This window comes from Arsenicicoccus sp. UBA7492, from assembly GCF_002479615.1.
In the GTDB taxonomy this organism is placed as follows: Bacteria; Actinomycetota; Actinomycetes; order Actinomycetales; family Dermatophilaceae; genus Arsenicicoccus; species Arsenicicoccus bolidensis.
Genome location: NZ_DLOE01000006.1, coordinates 1 through 20,488, shown reverse-complemented (window position 1 = coordinate 20,488; position 20,488 = coordinate 1). Strand labels below are relative to the sequence as shown.

Genomic DNA, 20,488 nt, shown 5'->3' with positions numbered 1-20,488 from the left:
CACCCTGGGCGCGGAGCGTCCCAACCTCGACGAGTGGCGCGCCCGCCGCTGGTGACGGCCGACCGGCCCCACCCCGCAGTGGGACCTGCCCGGCCCAGCCGTTAGATTTGGCGCCGTCCTCGGTGTTCGACGGAGAATCTCTCAAGGAAGTGTCCTCATGCGCGCGCTCGTCAAGCCCCACGCCGGTCCCGGTCTCGAGCTGAGAGAGGTCCCCGAGCCCCAGGTCGGTCCGGGCGAGGTCAAGATCAGGGTCCTGCGGGCCGGTCTGTGCGGCACCGACCTGCACCTCGAGCAGTGGGACGACTGGGCGGCGTCGATGGTCCGCCCACCCATGACCCTGGGGCACGAGTTCTACGGCGAGATCGTCGACATCGCCGACGACGTCGTGACGGCCCACGGGTCGGGCAACCTCCAGGTCGGCCAGCGCTGCTCGGTCGAGGGCCACGTCGTGTGCGGGATGTGCCGCAACTGCCGCGCCGGGCGGCGACACATGTGCCTCCACACCAGCAGCATCGGCGTCAACCGCGACGGGGCGTTCGCCGACCACGTGGTCGTCCCTGCCGCCAACGTCTGGGTGCAGCCCGACGACATCGACCCCGAGCTGGGTGCGCTGTTCGACCCCTTCGGCAACGCCACGCACACGGCCCTGCAGTTCCCCATGGTCGGGGAGGACGTGCTCATCACCGGCGCCGGACCCATCGGGGTGATGGCCGCGGCGATCGCCCGGCACGCCGGCGCCCGCCACGTCGTGGTGACCGACCTCAGCGACTTCCGCCTCGGCCTGGCCTCCGGTGCCGGCGCGACGCGGGTGGTCAACGTCGGTCGCGAGTCCCTGAGCGACGTGCAGCGCGAGCTCGGCATGACCGAGGGCTTCGACCTCGGCATGGAGATGTCCGGCGCCCCCGCCGCGATGAAGGCCATGATCGACAACTGCAACTTCGGCGCCAAGATCTCGATGCTGGGCCTGCCCAAGGAGGGCTTCCCCGTCGACTGGGGCACCGTGATCACGCACATGCTCACGATCAAGGGCATCTACGGCCGCGAGATGTTCGAGACGTGGTACCACATGACCTTCATGCTGCAGACGAGCGCCGCCCTGCGCGACGCCGTGCGGTCGGTCATCACCCACCGCGTCGGGCTCGAGCAGTGGCCCGAGGCCTGGGCGGCGGCCCGCTCGGGCGAGTGCGGCAAAGTCGTCCTCGAGATCGCCGACTGACCCTCGCGCGCCGTCCGTCCCGGCCGGACCCGCCCCCGACCCGAGCTGCTGCCCGATCCCTCACGCACCCAAGGAGACCCGATGTACGGAACGACGAAGGACGAGCTCGCCACCACCCTGCAGGAGATCAAGGACGCGGGTCTGTGGAAGTCCGAGCGGCAGCTGACCAGCCCCCAGTCGGCGCACGTCACCACCAACCGCGCGGAGGCCCTCAACTTCTGCGCCAACAACTACCTGGGCCTGGCCGACCACCCCGAGGTGGAGCGGGCCGCCGCGGAGGCGTTGCGCGAGTGGGGCTTCGGGATGGCCAGCGTCCGGTTCATCTGCGGCACCCAGAGCCAGCACAAGGACCTGGAGGCCGCGCTGTCCGACTTCCTGGGGACGGAGGACACGATCCTCTACAGCTCGTGCTTCGACGCCAACGGCGGTGTGTTCGAGGTGCTCTTCGGCGCCGAGGACGCCATCATCAGCGACGAGCTCAACCACGCCTCCCTCATCGACGGCATCCGCCTGTCCAAGGCCCGTCGGTTCCGCTACAAGAACGCCGACATGGCCGACCTGCGCACCCAGCTGGAGACCGCCCGCGACCAGGATGCGCGGCGGGTCGTCGTCGTCACCGACGGCGTGTTCTCCATGGACGGCTACCTCGCCCCCCTGCGCGACATCTGCGACCTGGCCGAGGAGTTCGGGGCGATGGTCATGGTCGACGACTCGCACGCCGTCGGCTTCGTGGGCGACGGCGGTCGTGGCACCCCCGAGCACTTCGGCGTGATGGACCGGGTCGACATCCTGTCGGGCACCCTCGGCAAGGCCCTCGGCGGTGCCTCGGGCGGCTACATCAGCGCGCACCAGGAGATCGTCGACCTCCTGCGCCAGCGGTCGCGCCCCTACCTCTTCTCCAACGCCGTGGCGCCCTCGGTCGTGGCGGGGTCGCTCAAGGCCCTCGAGATCGCCCGCGACTCCGCCGAGCCCCGCAAGGTGCTGCAGCGCAACGCCGAGCTCTTCCGCCGGCTGATGACGGAGGCGGGCTTCGAGCTGCTGCCGGGCGAGCACGCCATCATCCCCGTGATGTTCCCCGGCGAGGACGGCGCCCGCGAGGCGGGCCAGGTGGCGGACGCCATGCTCGAGCGAGGTGTCTACGTCATCCCGTTCAGCTATCCGGTGGTGCCGCAGGGACGCGCCCGCATCCGGGTGCAGCTGTCGGCGGCGCACTCGGAGGACGACGTGCGCTCCTGCGTCGAGGCCTTCGTCGCGGCCCGCGAGGAGATCGGCGTCAGGCCGGCTGCTCCGCAGGGGTGAGCCAGCCGAGCACGGCCTCGCCGACGGCGGCCAGCGCCGGCAGCACGCTCACCGAGTAGTCCTGCCCGTAGCGCTCGTCGTACATCCCCGTGGCTGTCACCGCCACCGCGGCCCAGGCCCCACCGGCCTCGATCAGGGCGACGTCGTGGCGGACGCCCGGCAGGTCTCCGGGCTTGGACCCGCGCACCACCCCGTCGGGCAGCAGCGCGGTCACGCCGTAGGCGTGCTGCTGCTCCGACAGCAGGGCGAGCGCCAGCCGGGTCTGCTGCTCCCCGAGCGCCTCGCCGGATCGCAGGACCGCTAGCAGCCCCGCCTGATCGGTCGCCGTCGTCGTGTTGTCCCGGCCCTCCCTGGCCGATCCGTCGTCCATCAGGTCACGCCGGACGTGGGTGTGCCGGAGCCCGAGCTCCACACCGCACCGGGTGACCCGGTCGTGCCCCAGCAGCCGCAGCAGCAGGTTGGCCGCGTCGTTGTCGGACAGCGTCACCATGAGGCGCAGCAGCTCGACCACCGACAGCTCGGCCACCGACGGCAGGAGGCTGAGCGCCCCCGCCCCGCCCACGCGCGCCTCGGGGATCTCGAGGGTCTGGTCGAGGCTCAGCCGGCCCGCCTCGACCTCGCGCAGCGTCGCCACCAGCACGAGCACCTTGACCAGGCTGGCGGCCGGCACCTCGCGGTCGGAGTCCCAGCCGGCGACGACCCCCGCCGGGCCGACCACCTGGATGCTCAGCCTCCCGGGGGCGTGACGGACGATGTCCTTGAGGTCGCGCTGGAGGGTCTGGCTCGCGTCGATCGGCTGCATGCAGGCAGTATGACGCGGGTGACCGCACTCCACCTCGTCCGCACCGACGTGGCCGACGTCTGGACCCGTCCGCAGCAGGCCGACCTGGACGAGTACGCCGACCAGGCCGACCTGGACGAGCAGGACTCAGCCCGAGCCACCCAGGTCGTCCGTGCCGAGCCCGTCCTCGTGACGGGGCGGGACGCCGGCTGGGCTCACGTCGTGGCGCCCTGGCAGCCCAGCAGCCTCGACCCTCGTGGTTATCCCGGCTGGGTGCGGGTCGCCGACGTCGCGCCGGACCCGGTCCTGGTCCTGCCGCAGCCCCCGAGGCCCGCGATCCCCTGGAGCGGCGAGGCCCTCCTGGAGGAGGCCCGGGCGCACCTGGGCACGGCATACGTCTGGGGTGGGACCTCCCCCGGTGCGCTGGACTGCTCCGGCCTGGTCCACCTGGCCGCCCGCAGCCTCGGCGTCGTGGTCCCCCGCGACGCCCACGACCAGCAGGCCGTCACGACGCCCGTGGCCCTCGGGGCGGAGACTGCCGGTGACCTCTACTTCTTCGCGCGGGCGGACGAGCCGGCGCACCACGTCGGCCTGGTCGTGCGCCCCGGCGTCATGCTGCACGCACCTCAGCGCGGCGCCGTGGTCGTGGAGGAAGGGCTCGACGACGACCGCCGCGCGACCCTCACCGCCGTCGGACGCCTGGAGGCTGCCGTATGACGACCCCCACCCGCCGCAGCACTCCCCTGCTCCTCGTGCTCGCCGCCATCGTCTCCGTGCAGTTCGGCGGCGCCCTGGCCGCCCTGCTGGTGCCGGTGATCGGGCCCATCGCCACCGTGGCCCTGCGACTCGGCCTCGCCGTCCTGATCCTGCTGGTCGTCGCCCGCCCCCGGCTTCGTGGCCACAGCCGACGGGCCTGGTGGGCCGTCCTCGCGTTCGGCGTGAGCCTGGCGCTGATGAACTCCACCTTCTACGCCTCCCTCGAGCGCCTCCCCATCGGCGTCGCGGTCACCATCGAGTTCGTCGGTCCGCTGGCGCTGTCCGCGGCGCTGTCACGGCGCTGGACGGACTCGGTGGCCGTCCTGGCCGCGCTGGGTGGGGTGGCCCTGATCTCCGGTGCCCTCACCGTGCCGTGGGCGGAGCTGGACCACGTCGGGATCGCGTTCGCGGCGTCCGCCGGAGCGTTCTGGGCGGCCTACATCGTCTGCAGCCAACGGGTGGGCCGGCACTTCGAGCAGCTGGAGGGATTGACGCTCGCGATGGTCGTGGCCTCCGTGCTCGTCATCCCGGTCGGTGTCGCGACCGTGGACCTCTCGCGGGTGACGGCGACGATCGTCGCCGCCGGCGTCGGCATCGCCCTGCTGTCGAGCGTGATCCCCTACTCCTTCGAGCTGCTCGCGCTTCGTCACCTGGACGCCCGGGTGTTCGGGGTGCTCCTGTCGCTCGAGCCGGCCACCGCCGCGCTCGCCGGGTTCCTGGTGCTGCACCAGACCCTCGACGGCCTCCAGCTGGTGGGCATGACGCTCGTGGTCGTCGCGAGCGCGATCGTCATGGGCACGAGCAGGCCCCGGGCCGCCGACATCGGCTGACCCGGGGCCCGAGGAGCCCGTCGACCGGTCAGTGCTCGAGACCGGCCTTCTCGTCCTTCTTGGACTTCCACAGGCTCGCGACCGTCGTGACCCCGAGGATCAGCACGATCGCACCCAGGGAGACACCGATCGGGATCTCGGGGGCCCACTCGATGTGGTGGCCGCCGTTGATGAACGGGAGGGTGTTCTCGTGCATGGCGTGCAGGATCAGCTTGACGCCGATGAAGGCCAGCAGGACCGCCAGGCCGAGCCCGAGGTAGACGAGCCGCTTGAGCAGGCCACCGATGAGGAAGTAGAGCTGTCGCAGACCCATCAGCGCGAAGATGTTGGCCATCAGCACCAGGAAGGGCTCCTTGGTGAGGCCGAAGATCGCCGGGATCGAGTCGAGGGCGAACAGCAGGTCCGTGGTGCCCAGCGCGAGGATCACCAGGAACATCGGCGTGATGACCTTCTTGCCGTCGACGTGCGCGAACATCTTGGGGCCGTGCCACTCGGAGGTGGCGGGGAAGCGACGGGTCACCCACTTCGTGAAGGCGTTCTCCTCGTACTCGTCGTCGTCGCTCTCACCCTCGAAGGCCAGCTTGACGGCGGTGTAGATGAGGAAGGCACCGAAGAGGTAGAAGATCCAGGCGAACTGGTTGATGAGCGTGGCTCCGACGGCGATGAAGATGCCGCGCAGGACCAGCGCGATCATGATGCCGATCATCAGGGCGGTCTGCTGGAGCTTCTCCGGCACCGCGAACTTGCTCATGATGATCAGGAAGATGAAGAGGTTGTCGATCGAGAGGGAGTACTCGGTCAACCACCCGGCGAAGAACTGCAGGCCGTAGTCGGCGCCGGCGAAGGACCACACCCCGATGCCGAAGACGATCGCCGAGCCGACGAAGAAGGCCAGGTGGCGCAGGCACTCCTTCATGGTCGGCGTGTGCGGGTTGCGGGCCATGTGGATGACGTCGAAGACCAGGAAGAGGACGGTGACGCCGACGGAGGCGATCCAGACCCAGGTGGGGATGTTCACGGTTGGACGAGGCCTTTCGGTGGGGAGGGGGAGGCCGTTCGTCGGAGGTCTCTCCCGCCCGAGGCGGACCGGTGCCCCGGGCCCCTGGAACGACGTGTCCGCCCAGGTCCGTGCTGACGAGGCCACCGCGTTGGGGATACTCCCCTCCGTGGTCGATCGCGTGATTCTTTCACAGTCACGGGTGTTCCTCGCGCCGTGCCCGCTCAGGCCGGCCGTCTGCTCCTCGGCAGCGCGGACACCACGCGGTCGTAGGACTCGTCGATCGCTTCGCGGATCTCGTCCGCCGGGATCCCCGCGCCCACGCGCAGGACGTTCCACCCGTGACGGCCGATGTAGGCCGAGACCGAGGCGTCCTGCGGGTAGCGCCGCAGCCACTCGTCGGCCTCGTCGCGGTTGCGCCCCAGCTTGAGGCCGACGGCGTCGCCCGCGCCCATGAAGGCGAAGATCTTGTCGCCGACCTTGGCCACGACGTCGCCCTCCCACGGCTCGTCACGCCAGGCGCCGGGCTTGGCGAGGCAGTAGCCGATCAGCCCCGCGCCATCGCCACCCTCCGACGTGCCCGGCTCCTCGTCCACGCCCTCGTCGCCCGCGTCGGCCTCGCGCCGCCGGGACTCGTCCCCGGTCACTTGGTGGCCTCCGTCATCTGGCGCAGCTCCTTCTTGAGGTCCCCGAGCTCGTCGCGCAACCGGGCCGCGAGCTCGAAGTGCAGCTCTGCGGCGGCCTGGTGCATCTGCTGGGTGATCTCCTGGATGAGCTCGGCGAGCTCGGCCGCGGGCATGGACTGGGCCTGCTGGAGCAGCGCGCCCTTGTCGCCGGCGGCAGCACCCGCGACGGCGCCGCGGCCCTTGCCCTTGGCCCGCGACTGACCGCGCCCGCTGCCGAGGAGCGCCTCGGTGTCGGCCTCCTCCTTGGCGATGAGGTCCGTGATGTCGGCGATCCGCTTGCGCAGCGGCTGGGGGTCGATGCCGTGCTCCCGGTTGTAGGCGACCTGCTTCTCGCGGCGACGGTTGGTCTCGCCGATCGCCTCCTCCATCGAGGGGGTGATCGTGTCGGCATACATGTGCACCTGTCCGGAGACGTTGCGGGCGGCACGACCGATCGTCTGGATCAGGGACCGGGCAGACCGCAGGAAGCCCTCCTTGTCGGCGTCCAGGATGCTGACGAGCGACACCTCCGGCAGGTCCAGGCCCTCGCGCAGCAGGTTGATGCCCACCAGCACGTCGTACTCCCCCATGCGCAGCTCGCGGAGCAGCTCGACGCGGCGCAGGGTGTCGACCTCGGAGTGCAGGTAGCGGACCCGCACGCCCTTCTCGAGGAGGTAGTCGGTCAGGTCCTCGGCCATCTTCTTGGTGAGGGTCGTGACCAGCACGCGTTCGTCCTTGGCCGTGCGCTCCCCGATCTCGTGCAGCAGGTCGTCGATCTGGCCCTTGGTGGGCTTGAGGACGATCTCGGGGTCGATCAGACCGGTGGGGCGGATGATCTGCTCCACGGCGCCGTCGCCCTTGGCCAGCTCGTAGGGCCCCGGGGTCGCCGACAGGTAGACCGTCTGCCCGATCCGCTCGAGGAACTCCTCCCACTTGAGCGGGCGGTTGTCCATCGCGCTCGGCAGGCGGAAGCCGTGGTCGACCAGCTGGCGCTTGCGGGACATGTCCCCCTCGAACATCGCGCCGATCTGCGGCACGGTCACGTGCGACTCGTCGATCACGAGGAGGAAGTCCTCGGGGAAGTAGTCGAGGAGGGTGTTGGGCGCCGACCCCGGCGAGCGTCCGTCGATGTGCATCGAGTAGTTCTCGATGCCCGAGCAGGAGCCCACCTGGCGCATCATCTCGATGTCGTAGGTGGTGCGCATGCGCAGCCGCTGCGCCTCCAGCAGCTTGCCCTGCTGCTCGAAGGTGGACAGCTGGGCCTCCAGCTCACGCTCGATGCCGCCGATCGCGCGCTCCATGCGCTCCTCGCCGGCCACGTAGTGCGTCGCGGGGAAGACGTACATCTCCTCCTCCTCGCGCACGACCTCGCCGGTGAGGGGGTGCAGGGTGTAGAGCCGCTCGACCTCGTCGCCGAAGAACTCGATGCGGATGGCCAGCTCTTCGTACTGCGGGATGATCTCGACCGTGTCGCCCCGGACCCGGAAGGTACCGCGCGTGAACGACAGGTCGTTGCGGGCGTACTGCATGGTCACGAAGCGGCGCAGCAGCTCGTCCCGCTCGATCTCCTGGCCGACCTTGAGGCGGACCATCCGGTCGACGTACTCCTGCGGGGTGCCGAGGCCGTAGATGCACGACACGGACGCGACCACGACCGTGTCCCGCCGCGTGAGCAGCGAGTTGGTGGCGCTGTGCCGGAGCCGCTCGACCTCGTCGTTGATCGACGAGTCCTTCTCGATGTAGGTGTCCGTCTGAGCGATGTACGCCTCGGGCTGGTAGTAGTCGTAGTAGCTGACGAAGTACTCGACCGCGTTGTCCGGCAGCAGCTCCCGGAACTCGTTGGCCAGCTGGGCCGCCAGGGTCTTGTTGGGCGCCATGACCAGCGTCGGTCGCTGCACCTGCTCGATGAGCCAGGCGGTCGTCGCGGACTTGCCGGTGCCGGTGGCGCCCAGCAGCACGACGTCCTGCTCCCCCGCGTTGATCCGCCGGGTCAGCTCGGCGATCGCCGTCGGCTGGTCGCCGGACGGGGAGAAGTCGGAGACCACGTGGAAGGGGGCCACGCTGCGCTGGAGGTCGGTCGTCGGTCGCATGCGACCCAGCCTAGGGCTCGGGTCCGACATACCCCCTCGCCGATGCGACCCGCCGCCCTCGCTCGACCCAGTCGGTCGCGCCGGGTTAGGCAAGCCTTGCCTACTCGGTGCTAGGGTCGCCCCGTGGCTGCCGACCTCTACCTGCCCCGCGACGTCGTGGTCGAGTCCGTCGAGGACCTCACCCCCTACCTGCGGCGGGTCGTGCTCACGGGACCCGACCTGGATCGCGTCCACCCGACCACGCTGGACCGCCGGATCAAGCTCGTCCTCCCCCGCGCCGAGGGGGACACGCTGCAGGACCTCCCGAGGGACGCGAGGTGGTACGACGCCTGGCGCGCGCTGCCCGACGACGCTCGACCTGCGGTGCGCACCTACACCGCCCGGGCCGTCCGCCCGCAGGACCGCGCCCTCGTCGTCGACCTGGTCCTCCACGACCACCCCGGGCCCGCCGGCCGCTGGGCCACGACGGCGCGACCAGGCGATCCCCTGGTGGCCGTGTGCCCCGTGGCGGGAGCCCCCGGCGCCGACCGCTGCGGCATCGCCTGGCACCCCGGCCGGGCGACGCAGGTCCTGCTCGCCGGCGACGAGACGGCGCTGCCCGCCATCGCCTCCATCCTCGAGAGCCTCGGTGACCACGTGACGGGCGAGGTGCTCCTGGAGGTGCCGAGCAGCGACAGCGACATCTCCACCAGCGACAGCACCGCCAGCAGTGACGGCGACCTCGCCCTGGACGCGCCCCCCGGCGTCACCGTCTCCGTCCTCCCCAGGGGCGCCCGCCCGCACGGGGAGGCGCTGGAGGAGGCGGTCCGGCATACGGCCTGGAGCCCGCTGGAGGAGTCCGAGGTGGCTCGGCGGGAGGCGCTCTCCACCGGCCCGGAGGAGATCCTGTGGGACGAGCCGCAGCACGCCAGCGCGGACCACTACGCCTGGCTCGCCGGGGAGAGCGGCCTCATCCGGCGGCTGCGCCGGCACCTGGTGGGCGAGCGAGGCTGGCCGCGGGACCGGGTCGCCTTCATGGGCTACTGGAGCCTGGGCCGCCCCGAGAGCTGAGTCGGCGGGACGGGGCAACCCGTCCCTGCCCCTTCATCGCGACGCAACGGACGCGTTCGGATACGGCAATCATCCCGGTTAGGGTGGTTTGGCATCCGAAGCCGCATGCGCCGTTGCCCCGACCCCGACCCGAAGGTTCCGACGACCCGTGCCTGCGACCTCCCTCTGTGCGACCCTGCCCGCCCGGCCCACGCCCGCCCCCGCGACGCCCGCCGCGCCGCGCCCACGCGCCGACCTCTCGGTGCAGTCGCTGCGCGGCCTCGCGGTCATCCTCATGGTCGCCGGCCACGTCATCGGCGACGACGGGGGCCGTGGGCTCCAGGTCGCCGACGACTCGCTCTGGCGGTCCGCCTACCTGCTGCTCGACGACATCCGGATGCCGTTCTTCACGCTGCTGTCCGGCTACGTCTACGCCCTGCGGCCGGTCCGTGGGGCCGACGCGGTGCCCGGCTTCCTGCGCCGCAAGGTCGATCGCCTGCTCGTCCCTCTGCTCTTCGTCGGGCTCACCACCATGGCCGTCCAGGCGGCGGTCCCGGCCACCAACGAGAAGCCCGGCCCGGACTCTCTCGTGCAGCTGGTCCTCTTCGGCTACCAGCACCTGTGGTTCCTGTTGGCCGCCATGGTGATCTTCAGCCTCACCGCCCTCCTCGACGCCCATGCCCCGCGGTGGACCGCCCGGTCCCACGCGTGCCTGGTCGCCGGCGCGTTCGCCCTGGCGGCGCTCGTCCAGGTCCCGGCCCAGGGCAACGTCTTCGCCATCAACCAGGCCACCTGGCTGTGGCCCTTCTTCCTCGTCGGCGCGGGCCTGCAGCGCTTCGGCCTCAGGACGACGGCTCCGCGCGTCGGGGCGCTCGCCGCCGTCACCACCCTCCTGCTGGTCACGGGCGCGCTCGGCCTCGCCGAGGGCCTGCCCTCCGCCGTCGTGCGGCTGCACGGCCTGGCCACCGGGCTCTGCGCCCTGCTGCTCGTCTACCTCGTCCGCGGCCGGCTGCACGCCTCGACGCTCGCTCGCCTCGGGGCCTACAGCTATGGCATCTACCTGTGGCACGTCCTCGGGGCCGCGGGCAGCCGCATCGTGCTGACCAAGCTCGGGCTCACGTCGACGTCGCTGCTCTTCGTCCTCGGGATCGCCGTCGCCATCGCCGTCCCGGTCGTCGCGGAGCGCACGGTGGGGCGCACCCGCTGGGGCGGCTGGCTGGCGTTCGGACGACGCCCCCGGCCGGCCACCGCCTGAGCCTCCCAAGGAGCCTGCCGACCGGCTCGCTGCCGATCAGGAGTGCCAGCCGGTCCGGCGGGCCCAGGACTGCATGCGCGGCCAGATGTGGTTGAACCACGGCTCCTTGGCCTCGGCATACTCCGTGGTCGTGGCGCAGGTTCCGGCCAGCCGTCGCTTCTCGGTCAGGTAGTCCGCGCGGGCGTCCGCGTCGGACCGCAGCCAGTCGCGGTAGAGCAGGGCGTACTGCCAACCCGCACCCTCCGTCTCGCGCACGTGCACGTGGACGATCCGGCCCGGGTCGCAGGATCCGTGGAAGCGCTTGACCCACAGCGAGGGGTCCGGCAGCTCGTCCTTGACGTTGTCCATCGTGTTGTCCTTGGACCGCGGGAACCCGAGGTCCTCGAGGGTGCGGACGAACTCCGGGTCGTCGGCGTCGTGCAGGTCCGGCACGCCGATCTGCAGGTCGATGACGTCCTTGCCGGCCAGCCCGGGCACCGCGGTGGACCCGATGTGCTCGATCTCCGGGGCGCGGGTCCCCATCGCGGCACTGATCCGGGCGATGAGGCGGTCGGCCTGCTGGGGCCAGGTCTCGTCGTAGGCGACCAGGGTGGGGACGTCGGGCCGGCGGGCGCGCGTGCGGGTGCGCACGTTGTCGGCATACGGTCTCAACCGCTCGTGCCAGACCCGGTCCACCTCGGCGACGAGGTCCTCGGCCGTGCCGTTGTTGTCGATCAGCACGTCCGCGGCCGCGCGCCGCTGCTCGTCGGTCGCCTGGTGCTCCATGCGGGCCCGCGCGTCCTGCTCGCTGAGGCCGCGTCCCTCGAGCCGGCGGACCCGCGAGTCGTGGTCGGCCTCCACCACGACGACGAGGTGGTAGGCCGGTCCCATGTGCTTCTCGACCAGCAGGGGGACGTCGTGCACGACGATGGCGTCCTCCCCCGCCTCGGCCATGAGCTGCGCGGTCCGCCGCGCGATCAACGGGTGCGTGATGGCCTCGAGGTCTCGGCGGGACCGCTCGTCGGCGAAGACGATGCCACCGAGCGCCCCGCGGTCGAGCGCACCGTCGGGACCGACGACGCCGTCGCCGAACCTCTCCTGGACGGCCTGCAAACCCTCCGAGCCGGGAGCCAGGACCTCGCGCGCCAGCTGGTCGGCGTCCACGACCACCGCCCCCAGCTCGCCGAGACGACGCGACACGGTCGACTTGCCGGACCCGATGCCACCTGTCAGACCGATGCGAACCATGCACCGAGGCTACTCGCGCCGGGGCCCGGGCACCCGCCGGGGCCCTGACGACGCACCGGGCGACGCAGCAGGCGACCCACCGGGCGAGGCACCAGGCGACGCACCGGGGCTGCCAGAGGCACTCACCAGGGCGGGCACGACGAGGCCCCGCCCACAGCAGGGGTGGACGGGGCCGTCGACGTGATCAGGCCGTGAGCGCCTGGTCAGTGGGCTCAGTTGGAGCCGGTGAGCTTCTCGCGGAGAGCGGCCAGCGCCTCGTCGGAGGCGAGGGTGCCCTCGTTGGACGAGGAGGAGGACGACGACGACGAGGAGGACGACGAGGACGTCGACACGCTCTCGGTGGCGCTGCCACCGGAGGAGTAGGACGTCGCGGCCTCCGGGTTGGCGGCTGCCTCGGCGTCGGCCTTGGCGGCCTCCTCGACCTGCGTCTTGTGGGCCTCCCACAGCGAGTGGGCCTCGGCGTACTGCTTCTCCCACTTCTCGCGCTGGGTCTCGAAGCCCTCGAGCCACTCGTTGGTCTCGGGGTCGAAGCCCTCGGGATACTTGTAGTTCCCCTGCTCGTCGTACTCGGCGGCCATGCCGTACTGCGTCGGGTCGAAGTCGTCGGAGACGACGGACGCGTCGTTGGCCTGCTTGAGCGACAGCGAGATGCGGCGACGCTCCAGGTCGATGTCGATGACGCGGACGAAGATGTCGTCGCCCACGTTGACGACCTGCTCCGGCAGCTCCACGTGGCGCTCGGCCAGCTCGGAGATGTGGACCAGACCCTCGATGCCCTCCTCGACGCGCACGAACGCACCGAACGGTACGAGCTTGGTGACCTTGCCCGGCACGACCTGGCCGATGGCGTGGGTGCGGGCGAAGTGTTGCCACGGGTCCTCCTGCGTCGCCTTCAGCGACAGGGAGACACGCTCGCGGTCCATGTCCACGTCGAGCACCTCGACGGTGACCTCCTGGCCCACCTCGACGACCTCGGACGGGTGGTCGATGTGCTTCCAGGACAGCTCGGAGACGTGGACGAGACCGTCGACGCCACCGAGGTCCACGAACGCACCGAAGTTGACGATCGAGGACACGACGCCGGACCTGACCTGGCCCTTGCCGAGCTCCTTGAGGAAGGTGGTGCGGACCTCGGACTGGGTCTGCTCCAGCCACGCGCGGCGCGACAGGACCACGTTGTTGCGGTTCTTGTCGAGCTCGATGATCTTGGCCTCGATCTCCTTGCCGACGTACGGCTGGAGGTCGCGCACACGACGCATCTCGACGAGGGAGGCGGGCAGGAAGCCGCGCAGACCGATGTCGAGGATGAGGCCGCCCTTGACGACCTCGATGACGGTGCCGGTGACGACGCCGTCCTCCTCCTTGACCTTCTCCACCGTGCCCCAGGCGCGCTCGTACTGGGCGCGCTTCTTGGACAGGATCAGACGACCCTCCTTGTCCTCCTTCTGGAGGACCAGGGCCTCGACCTCGTCACCCACGGAAACGACCTCGGACGGGTCGACGTCGTGCTTGATGGAGAGCTCGCGGCTCGGGATGACACCCTCGGTCTTGTAACCGATGTCGAGCAGGACCTCGTCCCGGTCGACCTTGACGATGACACCGTCGACGATGTCTCCGTCGTTGAAGTACTTGATGGTCTCGTCGATCGCGGCGAGGAAGTCCTCCTCAGATCCGATGTCGTTGATCGCGACCTGAGGGGCGGTCTTTTCGACCGGGCTGGCAGTCATGTAGTAGGAACTCCGATGGTGGACAGGTTGAATAGGTGGGATCGTGCATGCCCGCCGTGGGGTCTCGCCGACCTCGTCGGGTCGAGTCCGCGCACGAACGTGCTCGTCCACCCTAACGGTCCTGTCACGCACGGGTCAAAGCAGGAGGCTGTATGACGACCGCCGAGCGCGGCTCCTTCGCCGCCGTCACGCGGCGCGGCACCGACCAGGCCGAGTCGGCGCGCGCCAACAAGGGCTGGTGGGACGCCGAGGCGGTGGACTACTACGCCGAGCACGGCGCGTTCCTGGGCGACGCCGACCTCGTCTGGGGTCCGGAGGGGCTGCGCGAGGAGACGGCTCGGATCCTGGCGCCGGCGGACCGCCTCCCCGGGCTCCGCGTCCTGGAGATCGGTGGTGGCGCCGCCCAGGGCGGACGGTGGCTGGCGGCCCAGGGGGCGGTGGTCGTCTCGACGGACCTGTCGACGGGGATGCTCGCGCAGGGACGCCGGATCGACGAGGGGCGGGCGGACGGCATACGGGCGGGACAGCCGTCGGCCTCCCCTGCTCACCCGCTCCCCCAGCACCCCCAGCACCCCCGGCTCCCCCTGCTCGCCTGCGACGCGGCGGCCCTGCCGTTCGCGCAGGAGAGCTTCGACCTCGTGATGACCGCCTACGGCGCGGTGCCCTTCGTGGCCGACTCCGCCGCGGTGATGCGCGAGGCCGCCCGCGTCCTGCGCCCCGGCGGGCGGTTCGTCTTCTCCACCACCCACCCGATCCGCTGGGCCCTGCCCGACGTGCCGGGAGAGGCGGGCCTGACCGTCACGAGCTCCTACTTCGACCGCTCGCCGTACGTCGAGGAGGACGACCAGGGACGGGCGCTCTACGTCGAGCACCACCGCACCCTCGGCGATCGCGTCCGCGAGATCACCGCCGCGGGCCTGCGGCTCGTCGACCTCGTCGAGCCGGAGTGGCCCGAGGACCACGAGGAGACCTGGGGCGGGTGGAGCCCGCTGCGGGGAAGGCTCGTGCCGGGGACGGCGATCTACGTCTGCAAGCGTCCGCCCCGCACGGGGTGAGGACGGGAGGACGTCCGGCCCCACCGTCGGGACGCCGGAGGACGTCCGGCATACTCGCCTCGTGGATACAAAGCCGTTTCCCTCAGACATCGAGATCGCGCGATCCGCTGATCTCGCCCCCCTCCCCGAGGTCGCCGCCACCGTCGGCATCGACGAGAAGTACCTCATCCCCTACGGGCGGCACGTCGCCAAGGTCGAGCTCGAGGTCATCGACGAGCTGGCCGACCTCCCCGACGCCAGGTACGTCGTCGTCACCGCCATCACCCCGACCCCGCTGGGCGAGGGCAAGACGACGACCGCCGTCGGCCTGGCCCAGGGCCTGGCCCGCATCGGCCGCAAGCCCGTCCTCGCCCTGCGCCAGCCCTCGCTCGGGCCCGTCTTCGGCGTCAAGGGTGGCGCGGCGGGCGGTGGCTACAGCCAGATCGTCCCGATGGAGATGCTCAACCTGCACCTCACCGGCGACTTCCACGCGGTGACGGCGGCGCACAACCTGCTGGCGGCGATGGTGTCCAACCACCTGCACTTCGGCAACGAGCTCGGCCTCGACGACATCCAGTGGCGTCGGGTCATGGACATGAACGACCGCTCGCTGCGCAACATCATCGAGGGCTGCGGCGCCAAGACCGACGGCGTGACCCGTCAGGCGGGCTTCGACATCACCGCGGCGTCCGAGGTCATGGTCATCCTCGCCCTGGCCACCTCGCTGCGGGACCTGCGGGAGCGCCTCGGCCGCATCGTCGTCGGCTTCACCAAGGACAAGAAGCCCGTCACCGCCGAGCAGATCGGCTGCGCCGGCGCGATGTGCGTCCTGCTCAAGGACGCCCTGAAGCCCAACCTGATGCAGACGCTGGAGCACACGCCGGCGTTCATCCACGCCGGCCCGTTCGGCAACATCGCGATCGGCAACTCCTCGATCATCGCCGACCGCGTCGGCATCAAGGCCGGCGACATCCTGCTCACCGAGGCGGGCTTCGCGGCCGACATGGGCGCCGAGCGCTTCTTCAACGTCAAGTGCCGCGCGGCCGGGCTCACGCCTCAGGCGGCGGTCCTGGTCGCGACCGTGCGGGCGCTCAAGTCCCACTCCGGCCGCTTCGAGGTCAAGGCCGGCAAGCCGCTGCCCGAGGGCATGCTGCTCGAGAGCCCGCAGGACGTCGAGGCCGGGTGCGACAACCTGCGCAAGCACATCCAGATCATCCAGGACTTCGGCGTGCAGCCGGTGGTGGCCATCAACGCCTTCCCGACGGACCACCCGTCCGAGCACGAGGTGATCCGGCGCGTGGCCGAGGAGATGGGGGCGCGCTGCGCCGTGTCGACCCACGTCAAGGACGGTGGCGCCGGCGCCGAGGAGCTCGCCCGCACCGTGGTGGAGGCGTGCGACGACGAGGTGCACTTCACCCCGACCTACGACTTCGAGGACTCCCTCGAGGTCAAGATCCGCAAGGTCGCGACCAAGGTGTATGGCGCCAACGGGATCTCCCTGGAGCCGGCCGCGGCCAACGCGCTGGCGATGTACACCGACCAGGGCTACGGCCACCTGCCCGTGCTCATCGCCAAGACCCAGATGTCTCTGTCCCACGACCCGGCCCTCAAGGGTGCGCCGCGCGGCTGGACCCTGCCGGTGCGCGAGGTCCGCCTGGCCGCGGGAGCCGGCTACGTCTATGCCATCTGCGGGTCGATGATGACGATGCCGGGCCTGTCGAGGTCGCCGGCCGCCATGCGCATCGACATCGACGAGGGCGGCAACACGGTCGGGCTGTTCTGAGACGCTGACCCGGGGTCGGGCCAGCAGACGGGGGTCGATCGGCTACGGCCGGTCGACCCTCTCGTCGTCCCGGACGCCCGGCACCTGGCCGGTGCGGATCGCGGCGCGGCTGAGCAGGTGGGAGGACACGGGCGCGCTGGCCATCTGGAAGATCGCGACGAGCAGCAGCATGCCGATGTCGAGGGGCGAGTGCCGTCCGATGCCCACGCCGAGCAGCACCAGCAGGATCCCCAGGGTCTGCGGCTTGGTCGCCGCGTGCATGCGCGAGAGCAGGTCGGGGAAGCGGACGAGACCGATCGCGGCGCACAGGCACAGGAACGAGCCGAGGGCCAGGCAGACGAGCGCGGCGAGGTCGGCGACGGAGGTCCAGCTCATCGGTTGCCCCCGTCGTCGTCGACCACGCCCCGGTCCTCGTCGAAGCCGCTGACCTCGGTGGGCTCGGGCACGTCCGACCCGGGCTGCCCGGCCTGGCGCAGCCCCAGGTCCGAGTCCCCGGCGACGAAGCGCGACACCGCGACGGTCGCCACGAAGCCGACCAGCGACAGCGACACGAGGACGGGCAGCGTCGTCGAGTGGTCGCGCACGACCGCCTCCGCCCCCAGCGCGCAGATGATCACCGCCACGAGCACGTCGCTCGCGAGGGTGCGGTTGAGCACCGTCGGGCCGGTCACCATGCGCCACAGCACGAGCAGCGCCGCGGCCAGGAGCATGGCGACGATCGCCCAGACCAGCACGGTCATCGGTCGGCCTTCTCGTGCTCGTGGGTATGCCGCTCCGGCTGACCCGTGTCCTTGCCGAGGGCACGGCGCACCCGGTCCTCCAGCGCTGCGACCCGGAGACGCTCGGCCTGCAGGTCCGCGGGGTCGGTGCGGTCCAGGACGTGCATGGTGAGCACGCCCGTGGAGGGGTCGAGGTCGATCACGACCGTGCCGGGGACCAGCGACGTGAGCTCCGCGACGACGGTGCGCAGCAGGTCGTCCTCCACCGTGAGCTGCACCTCGATGACGGTGCCGGGGCCGATGGGCCGCGGCCGCACGGCGAGCCAGGCCACCGCGGCGCTGGCCGTGACCAGGTCCTTGAGGAAGGTGCCGAGCAGGACGAGCAGTCCCCAGGGGTGCACCCGGACGCCGGACATCACGTGCGGCAGGGGGAACAAGACCTGCACCACGAGGGCGACCAGGAGTCCCGCGAGGATATTGCCCCAGGAGAAGTTGCCCCACAGCAGGACCCAGACGACGGCGAGCCCGACGGTCGGGGTGAGACGCACGCGGTTGCTCATCGAGGCACCCCCTGCAGCACGGCGGTCGTGTAGCCGGAGCGGTCGCCGAGCTGGCCCGCTGCGGCGTCGGTGATCTCGTAGAGCGGCCCGGCCGCGACGGTGATGGCGACGCTCACCGCGACGAGCAGCGTGGTCGGCAGCACCGTGCCGAGCGCCAGGCGTCGCTCGGCGACGACCTGGGCCGCGTCGTCCCCGGTGACGACGAGCACGTCGTCGTCACCCCCGTCGTCGTCGGGGACGGCGGCACGGGGCGACCTCCAGAAGACACGGCCCCACACCCGGCTGATGGCGTACAGCGTGAGCAGGCTGGTGATCACGGACCCGGCGACGAGCAGGTAGGCGAGCCACGTGCCGGAGGCGACCCCGGCCTGGATGAGGCCGACCTTGCCGAGGAAGCCCGAGAACGGCGGGATGCCGGCGAGGTTCATCGCGGGGACGAAGAACAGCAGGGCTAGCCCGGGGGCGAGCCGCCCCAGCCCCCCGAGGTGGCTGAGCGAGGTGGACCCGCCGCAGGCCTCGATCAGGCCCGTCACCAGGAACAACGCGGTCTGGATGGTGATGTGGTGGGCGGTGTAGAAGATCGCCGACGACAGCCCCGCCTCGTTGCCGACGGCGATGCCGAAGACGAGGTAGCCGATGTGCGACACCAGGGTGAAGGAGATCAGTCGCTTGATGTCGTCCTGGGCGACGGCGCCCAGGATGCCGACGAGCATGGTCAGCAGGCCGGCCCACATCAGCAGGGCGTCCAGCCGACCGTCGGGGAACAGCAGCGTCTGGGTGCGGATCATCGCGTAGACCCCCACCTTGGTCAGCAGTCCGGCGAACACGGCGGTGACGGGCGCGGGCGCGGTGGGATAGGAGTCGGGGAGCCAGCCCGACATGGGGAACACCGCGGCCTTGATGCAGAAGCCGAGGAGCAGCATGCCGTGCAGCAGGCCCTGCTGACCCGGCGGGAGGGCGTCCAGCCGACCGGCGAGCTCCGCGAGGTTGACCGTCCCCGTGGCGGCGTAGACGAGCGCGATCGCGACCAGGAACAGCAGTGACGACAGCAGGTTGACCACGACGTAGTTGGCGCCCGCCCGGACCCGGGAGGCGGTGCCACCCAGCGTGAGCAGCACGAAGCTCGCGAACAGCAGCATCTCGAAGCCGACGTAGAGGTGGAACAGGTCCCCGGACAGGAAGGTCGTCGAGACGCCGGCCGAGAGGACGAGCATGGTGGGGTGGAAGATCGGCAGGGGCGCTCCCCCGTCGTGCTCGCTGTCGTCCGAGGCGCGGCCCTGGCCGATGGAGTAGAGCATCACCGCCAGCGTCACGGTCGAGGACACGAGCAGCATCAGCCCCGACAGCCGGTCCACCACGAGGACGATGCCGTCGGCCGGCGACCAGCCCCCGGCATGGACGACGAGGGTGCCGCGGGTGTGGGCCCCCCAGAGCAGGACGGCCGACACGATCACGGACGTCGTGAGGACGACGGTGCTCACGAGGCGCTGGATCGCCTGGCGTCCCGACGCCACGACCGTCAGCCCGGCACCGACGAGGGGCAGCACCACGGGCAGCGGCACGAGCAGACCTGGGTCGATCATCGGTCGCCTCCCTGGTCGTCGGTCGCCGTGTCGGCGAGGGCGTGCGGGTCGGTGGTGTCCGCGTAGTCGGTGTCGGGAACCTGGTCGGTGTCAGCCAGGTGACCGATCCGGGCGTCCTCGGGGTCGTCCTCGACGTTGTCGCTGGACGACAGCTGCCAGGACCGGTGCGCGAGCGCGAGGCAGTAGGCCGTCACCGCCAGCGTGATCACGATGGCGGTGAGCACCATCGCCTGCGGGAGGGGGTCGGAGATGCCGTCCGCGCCGACGACCACGCCCTCGGCGGAGGACTTGCTGACGATGGGTGCGCGGCCGGGCGCGCCGGAGGCGATCAGGAACACGACGTTGACGCCGTTGCCCATGAGCAGCACGCCGAGCAGGGCTCGCACGATGCTGCGCGCCATGACGAGGACCACGCCCGAGCCGAAGAGCACCCCGGCGAGGACCACCAGGGTCAGGTTGACGGTCATGCGTCCGACCTCTCGCTGATCTGCCGGTCCAGCGCGGCGCCCAGGGACCGGAGGATGTCGAGCATCAGACCGATCACGACGAGGTAGACCCCGAGGTCGAAGAAGACCGAGGACACGAGGTGCAGGTGCCCGACGAGGGGCAGCTCCACGTCCGCGTCCCAGCTCTGCAGGACGTCACCACCGACCAGCATGGAGACCAGGCCGAAGCCGGCGGACAGGAACAGCCCGGTCCCGAGCAGCGCACCCGGCATGAGTGGGAGGGCGGCCCGCAGCTCCACCCGGCCGCCGGCGAGATAGCGCACGGTGAGGGCCAGGCCGGCCACGAGCCCCGCCGCGAAGCCGCCCCCGGGGTTGTTGTGCCCGGCGAAGAGCAGGTAGAGGGACCACACCATGATGGCGGGGAAGATGAGGCGGGGGATGACGGCGAAGATCAGCGAGGGGTCCTCGGGGCGCTCCCCGGCGGGCACGGC

Annotated in this window: 20 protein-coding genes; 8 read left to right on the top strand and 12 right to left on the bottom strand. The window is 71.1% G+C overall.

Features of this window, described 5'->3' with window-relative positions; translation table 11 throughout:
• Positions 1-157: 157 nt before the first annotated feature.
• Entirely contained in the window at positions 158-1,216 is a 1,059-nt protein-coding gene (gene tdh / locus B4E97_RS00985; protein WP_286958326.1) for an L-threonine 3-dehydrogenase, read from the top strand.
• 81 nt (positions 1,217-1,297) lie between these two features.
• On the top strand, positions 1,298-2,515 hold the full coding sequence (locus B4E97_RS00980) for a glycine C-acetyltransferase (protein WP_286958325.1): 1,218 nt from the start codon (positions 1,298-1,300) through the stop codon (positions 2,513-2,515).
• On the opposite strand, the gene B4E97_RS00975 is transcribed toward B4E97_RS00980, so the two are convergent.
• Positions 2,490-3,317, bottom strand: a complete 828-nt coding sequence (locus B4E97_RS00975; RefSeq protein ID WP_019286054.1) for a serine hydrolase — start codon at positions 3,315-3,317, stop codon at positions 2,490-2,492. The genes B4E97_RS00980 and B4E97_RS00975 overlap by 26 nt on opposite strands.
• An 18-nt stretch (positions 3,318-3,335) precedes the next feature.
• On the opposite strand from B4E97_RS00975, the gene B4E97_RS00970 reads away from it, so the two are divergent.
• Both B4E97_RS00970 and B4E97_RS00965 read left to right on the top strand, forming a co-directional pair.
• Complete coding sequence (locus B4E97_RS00970) at positions 3,336-4,013, top strand: C40 family peptidase (protein WP_205621802.1); 678 nt, start codon at positions 3,336-3,338, stop codon at positions 4,011-4,013.
• Positions 4,010-4,882: an EamA family transporter gene (locus B4E97_RS00965; RefSeq protein WP_029210485.1), complete on the top strand. Its 873-nt coding sequence runs from the start codon at positions 4,010-4,012 to the stop codon at positions 4,880-4,882. Before B4E97_RS00970 ends, B4E97_RS00965 begins: the two co-directional genes overlap by 4 nt.
• 28 nt (positions 4,883-4,910) lie before the next feature.
• Here the strand turns inward: B4E97_RS00965 and B4E97_RS00960 are convergent, their stop codons facing one another.
• The 3 genes from B4E97_RS00960 to uvrB all read right to left on the bottom strand — a co-directional run bounded on the left by B4E97_RS00960 (position 4,911) and on the right by uvrB (position 8,634).
• On the bottom strand, positions 4,911-5,900 hold the full coding sequence (locus tag B4E97_RS00960; protein WP_029210484.1) for a TerC family protein: 990 nt from the start codon (positions 5,898-5,900) through the stop codon (positions 4,911-4,913).
• A 203-nt stretch (positions 5,901-6,103) separates the two neighbouring features.
• The gene (locus B4E97_RS00955; RefSeq protein WP_286956137.1) at positions 6,104-6,526 is read right to left on the bottom strand and encodes an MmcQ/YjbR family DNA-binding protein; all 423 of its coding nucleotides are present in this window, start codon (positions 6,524-6,526) and stop codon (positions 6,104-6,106) included.
• Positions 6,523-8,634: an excinuclease ABC subunit UvrB gene (uvrB, locus tag B4E97_RS00950; RefSeq protein ID WP_019286059.1), complete on the bottom strand. Its 2,112-nt coding sequence runs from the start codon at positions 8,632-8,634 to the stop codon at positions 6,523-6,525. Before uvrB ends, B4E97_RS00955 begins: the two co-directional genes overlap by 4 nt.
• 123 nt (positions 8,635-8,757) lie before the next feature.
• Here uvrB and B4E97_RS00945 point away from each other — a divergent pair, with 123 nt between their 5' ends.
• Positions 8,758-9,684 (top strand): siderophore-interacting protein, encoded by a 927-nt coding sequence (locus B4E97_RS00945; RefSeq protein ID WP_286956139.1) that lies wholly within the window; start codon positions 8,758-8,760, stop codon positions 9,682-9,684.
• Positions 9,685-9,832: 148 nt separating this feature from the next.
• Positions 9,833-10,918, top strand: a complete 1,086-nt coding sequence (locus tag B4E97_RS00940; protein ID WP_286958320.1) for an acyltransferase family protein — start codon at positions 9,833-9,835, stop codon at positions 10,916-10,918.
• A 36-nt stretch (positions 10,919-10,954) separates the two neighbouring features.
• Here B4E97_RS00940 and coaE read toward each other — a convergent pair whose 3' ends face one another.
• Together coaE and rpsA are read right to left on the bottom strand one after the other, a co-directional pair.
• Positions 10,955-12,145 (bottom strand): dephospho-CoA kinase, encoded by a 1,191-nt coding sequence (coaE, locus tag B4E97_RS00935; RefSeq protein WP_286958319.1) that lies wholly within the window; start codon positions 12,143-12,145, stop codon positions 10,955-10,957.
• Positions 12,146-12,357: 212 nt separating this feature from the next.
• Positions 12,358-13,872 carry a 30S ribosomal protein S1 gene (gene rpsA, locus B4E97_RS00930; RefSeq protein WP_019286063.1) on the bottom strand — a complete coding sequence of 505 codons (1,515 nt, stop codon included), beginning with the start codon at positions 13,870-13,872 and terminating at the stop codon, positions 12,358-12,360.
• Positions 13,873-14,024: 152 nt separating this feature from the next.
• Between rpsA and B4E97_RS00925 the strand changes: the two genes are divergently transcribed.
• Together B4E97_RS00925 and B4E97_RS00920 are read left to right on the top strand one after the other, a co-directional pair.
• Entirely contained in the window at positions 14,025-14,927 is a 903-nt protein-coding gene (locus B4E97_RS00925) for a class I SAM-dependent methyltransferase (protein WP_286958318.1), read from the top strand.
• 61 nt (positions 14,928-14,988) lie between these two features.
• Positions 14,989-16,689, top strand: coding sequence for a formate--tetrahydrofolate ligase (locus B4E97_RS00920; protein WP_286958317.1), 1,701 nt, complete (start codon positions 14,989-14,991; stop codon positions 16,687-16,689).
• A gap of 42 nt (positions 16,690-16,731) precedes the next feature.
• Here the strand turns inward: B4E97_RS00920 and mnhG are convergent, their stop codons facing one another.
• The 6 genes from mnhG to B4E97_RS00890 all read right to left on the bottom strand — a co-directional run.
• Positions 16,732-17,064: a monovalent cation/H(+) antiporter subunit G gene (mnhG, locus tag B4E97_RS00915; protein ID WP_019286066.1), complete on the bottom strand. Its 333-nt coding sequence runs from the start codon at positions 17,062-17,064 to the stop codon at positions 16,732-16,734.
• On the bottom strand, positions 17,061-17,429 hold the full coding sequence (locus B4E97_RS00910) for a monovalent cation/H+ antiporter complex subunit F (RefSeq protein ID WP_019286067.1): 369 nt from the start codon (positions 17,427-17,429) through the stop codon (positions 17,061-17,063). The genes mnhG and B4E97_RS00910 overlap by 4 nt, the downstream gene beginning before the upstream one ends.
• The gene (locus tag B4E97_RS00905) at positions 17,426-17,968 is read right to left on the bottom strand and encodes a Na+/H+ antiporter subunit E (RefSeq protein WP_286956156.1); all 543 of its coding nucleotides are present in this window, start codon (positions 17,966-17,968) and stop codon (positions 17,426-17,428) included. The genes B4E97_RS00910 and B4E97_RS00905 overlap by 4 nt, the downstream gene beginning before the upstream one ends.
• Positions 17,965-19,551 carry a Na+/H+ antiporter subunit D gene (locus B4E97_RS00900; protein ID WP_286958315.1) on the bottom strand — a complete coding sequence of 529 codons (1,587 nt, stop codon included), beginning with the start codon at positions 19,549-19,551 and terminating at the stop codon, positions 17,965-17,967. The genes B4E97_RS00905 and B4E97_RS00900 overlap by 4 nt, the downstream gene beginning before the upstream one ends.
• On the bottom strand, positions 19,548-20,018 hold the full coding sequence (locus tag B4E97_RS00895) for a Na(+)/H(+) antiporter subunit C (RefSeq protein ID WP_239263517.1): 471 nt from the start codon (positions 20,016-20,018) through the stop codon (positions 19,548-19,550). Before B4E97_RS00895 ends, B4E97_RS00900 begins: the two co-directional genes overlap by 4 nt.
• Positions 20,015-20,488: MnhB domain-containing protein (locus B4E97_RS00890; RefSeq protein ID WP_286958314.1), on the bottom strand; the 474-nt coding region annotated here is incomplete at its 5' end. The genes B4E97_RS00890 and B4E97_RS00895, both read right to left, overlap by 4 nt.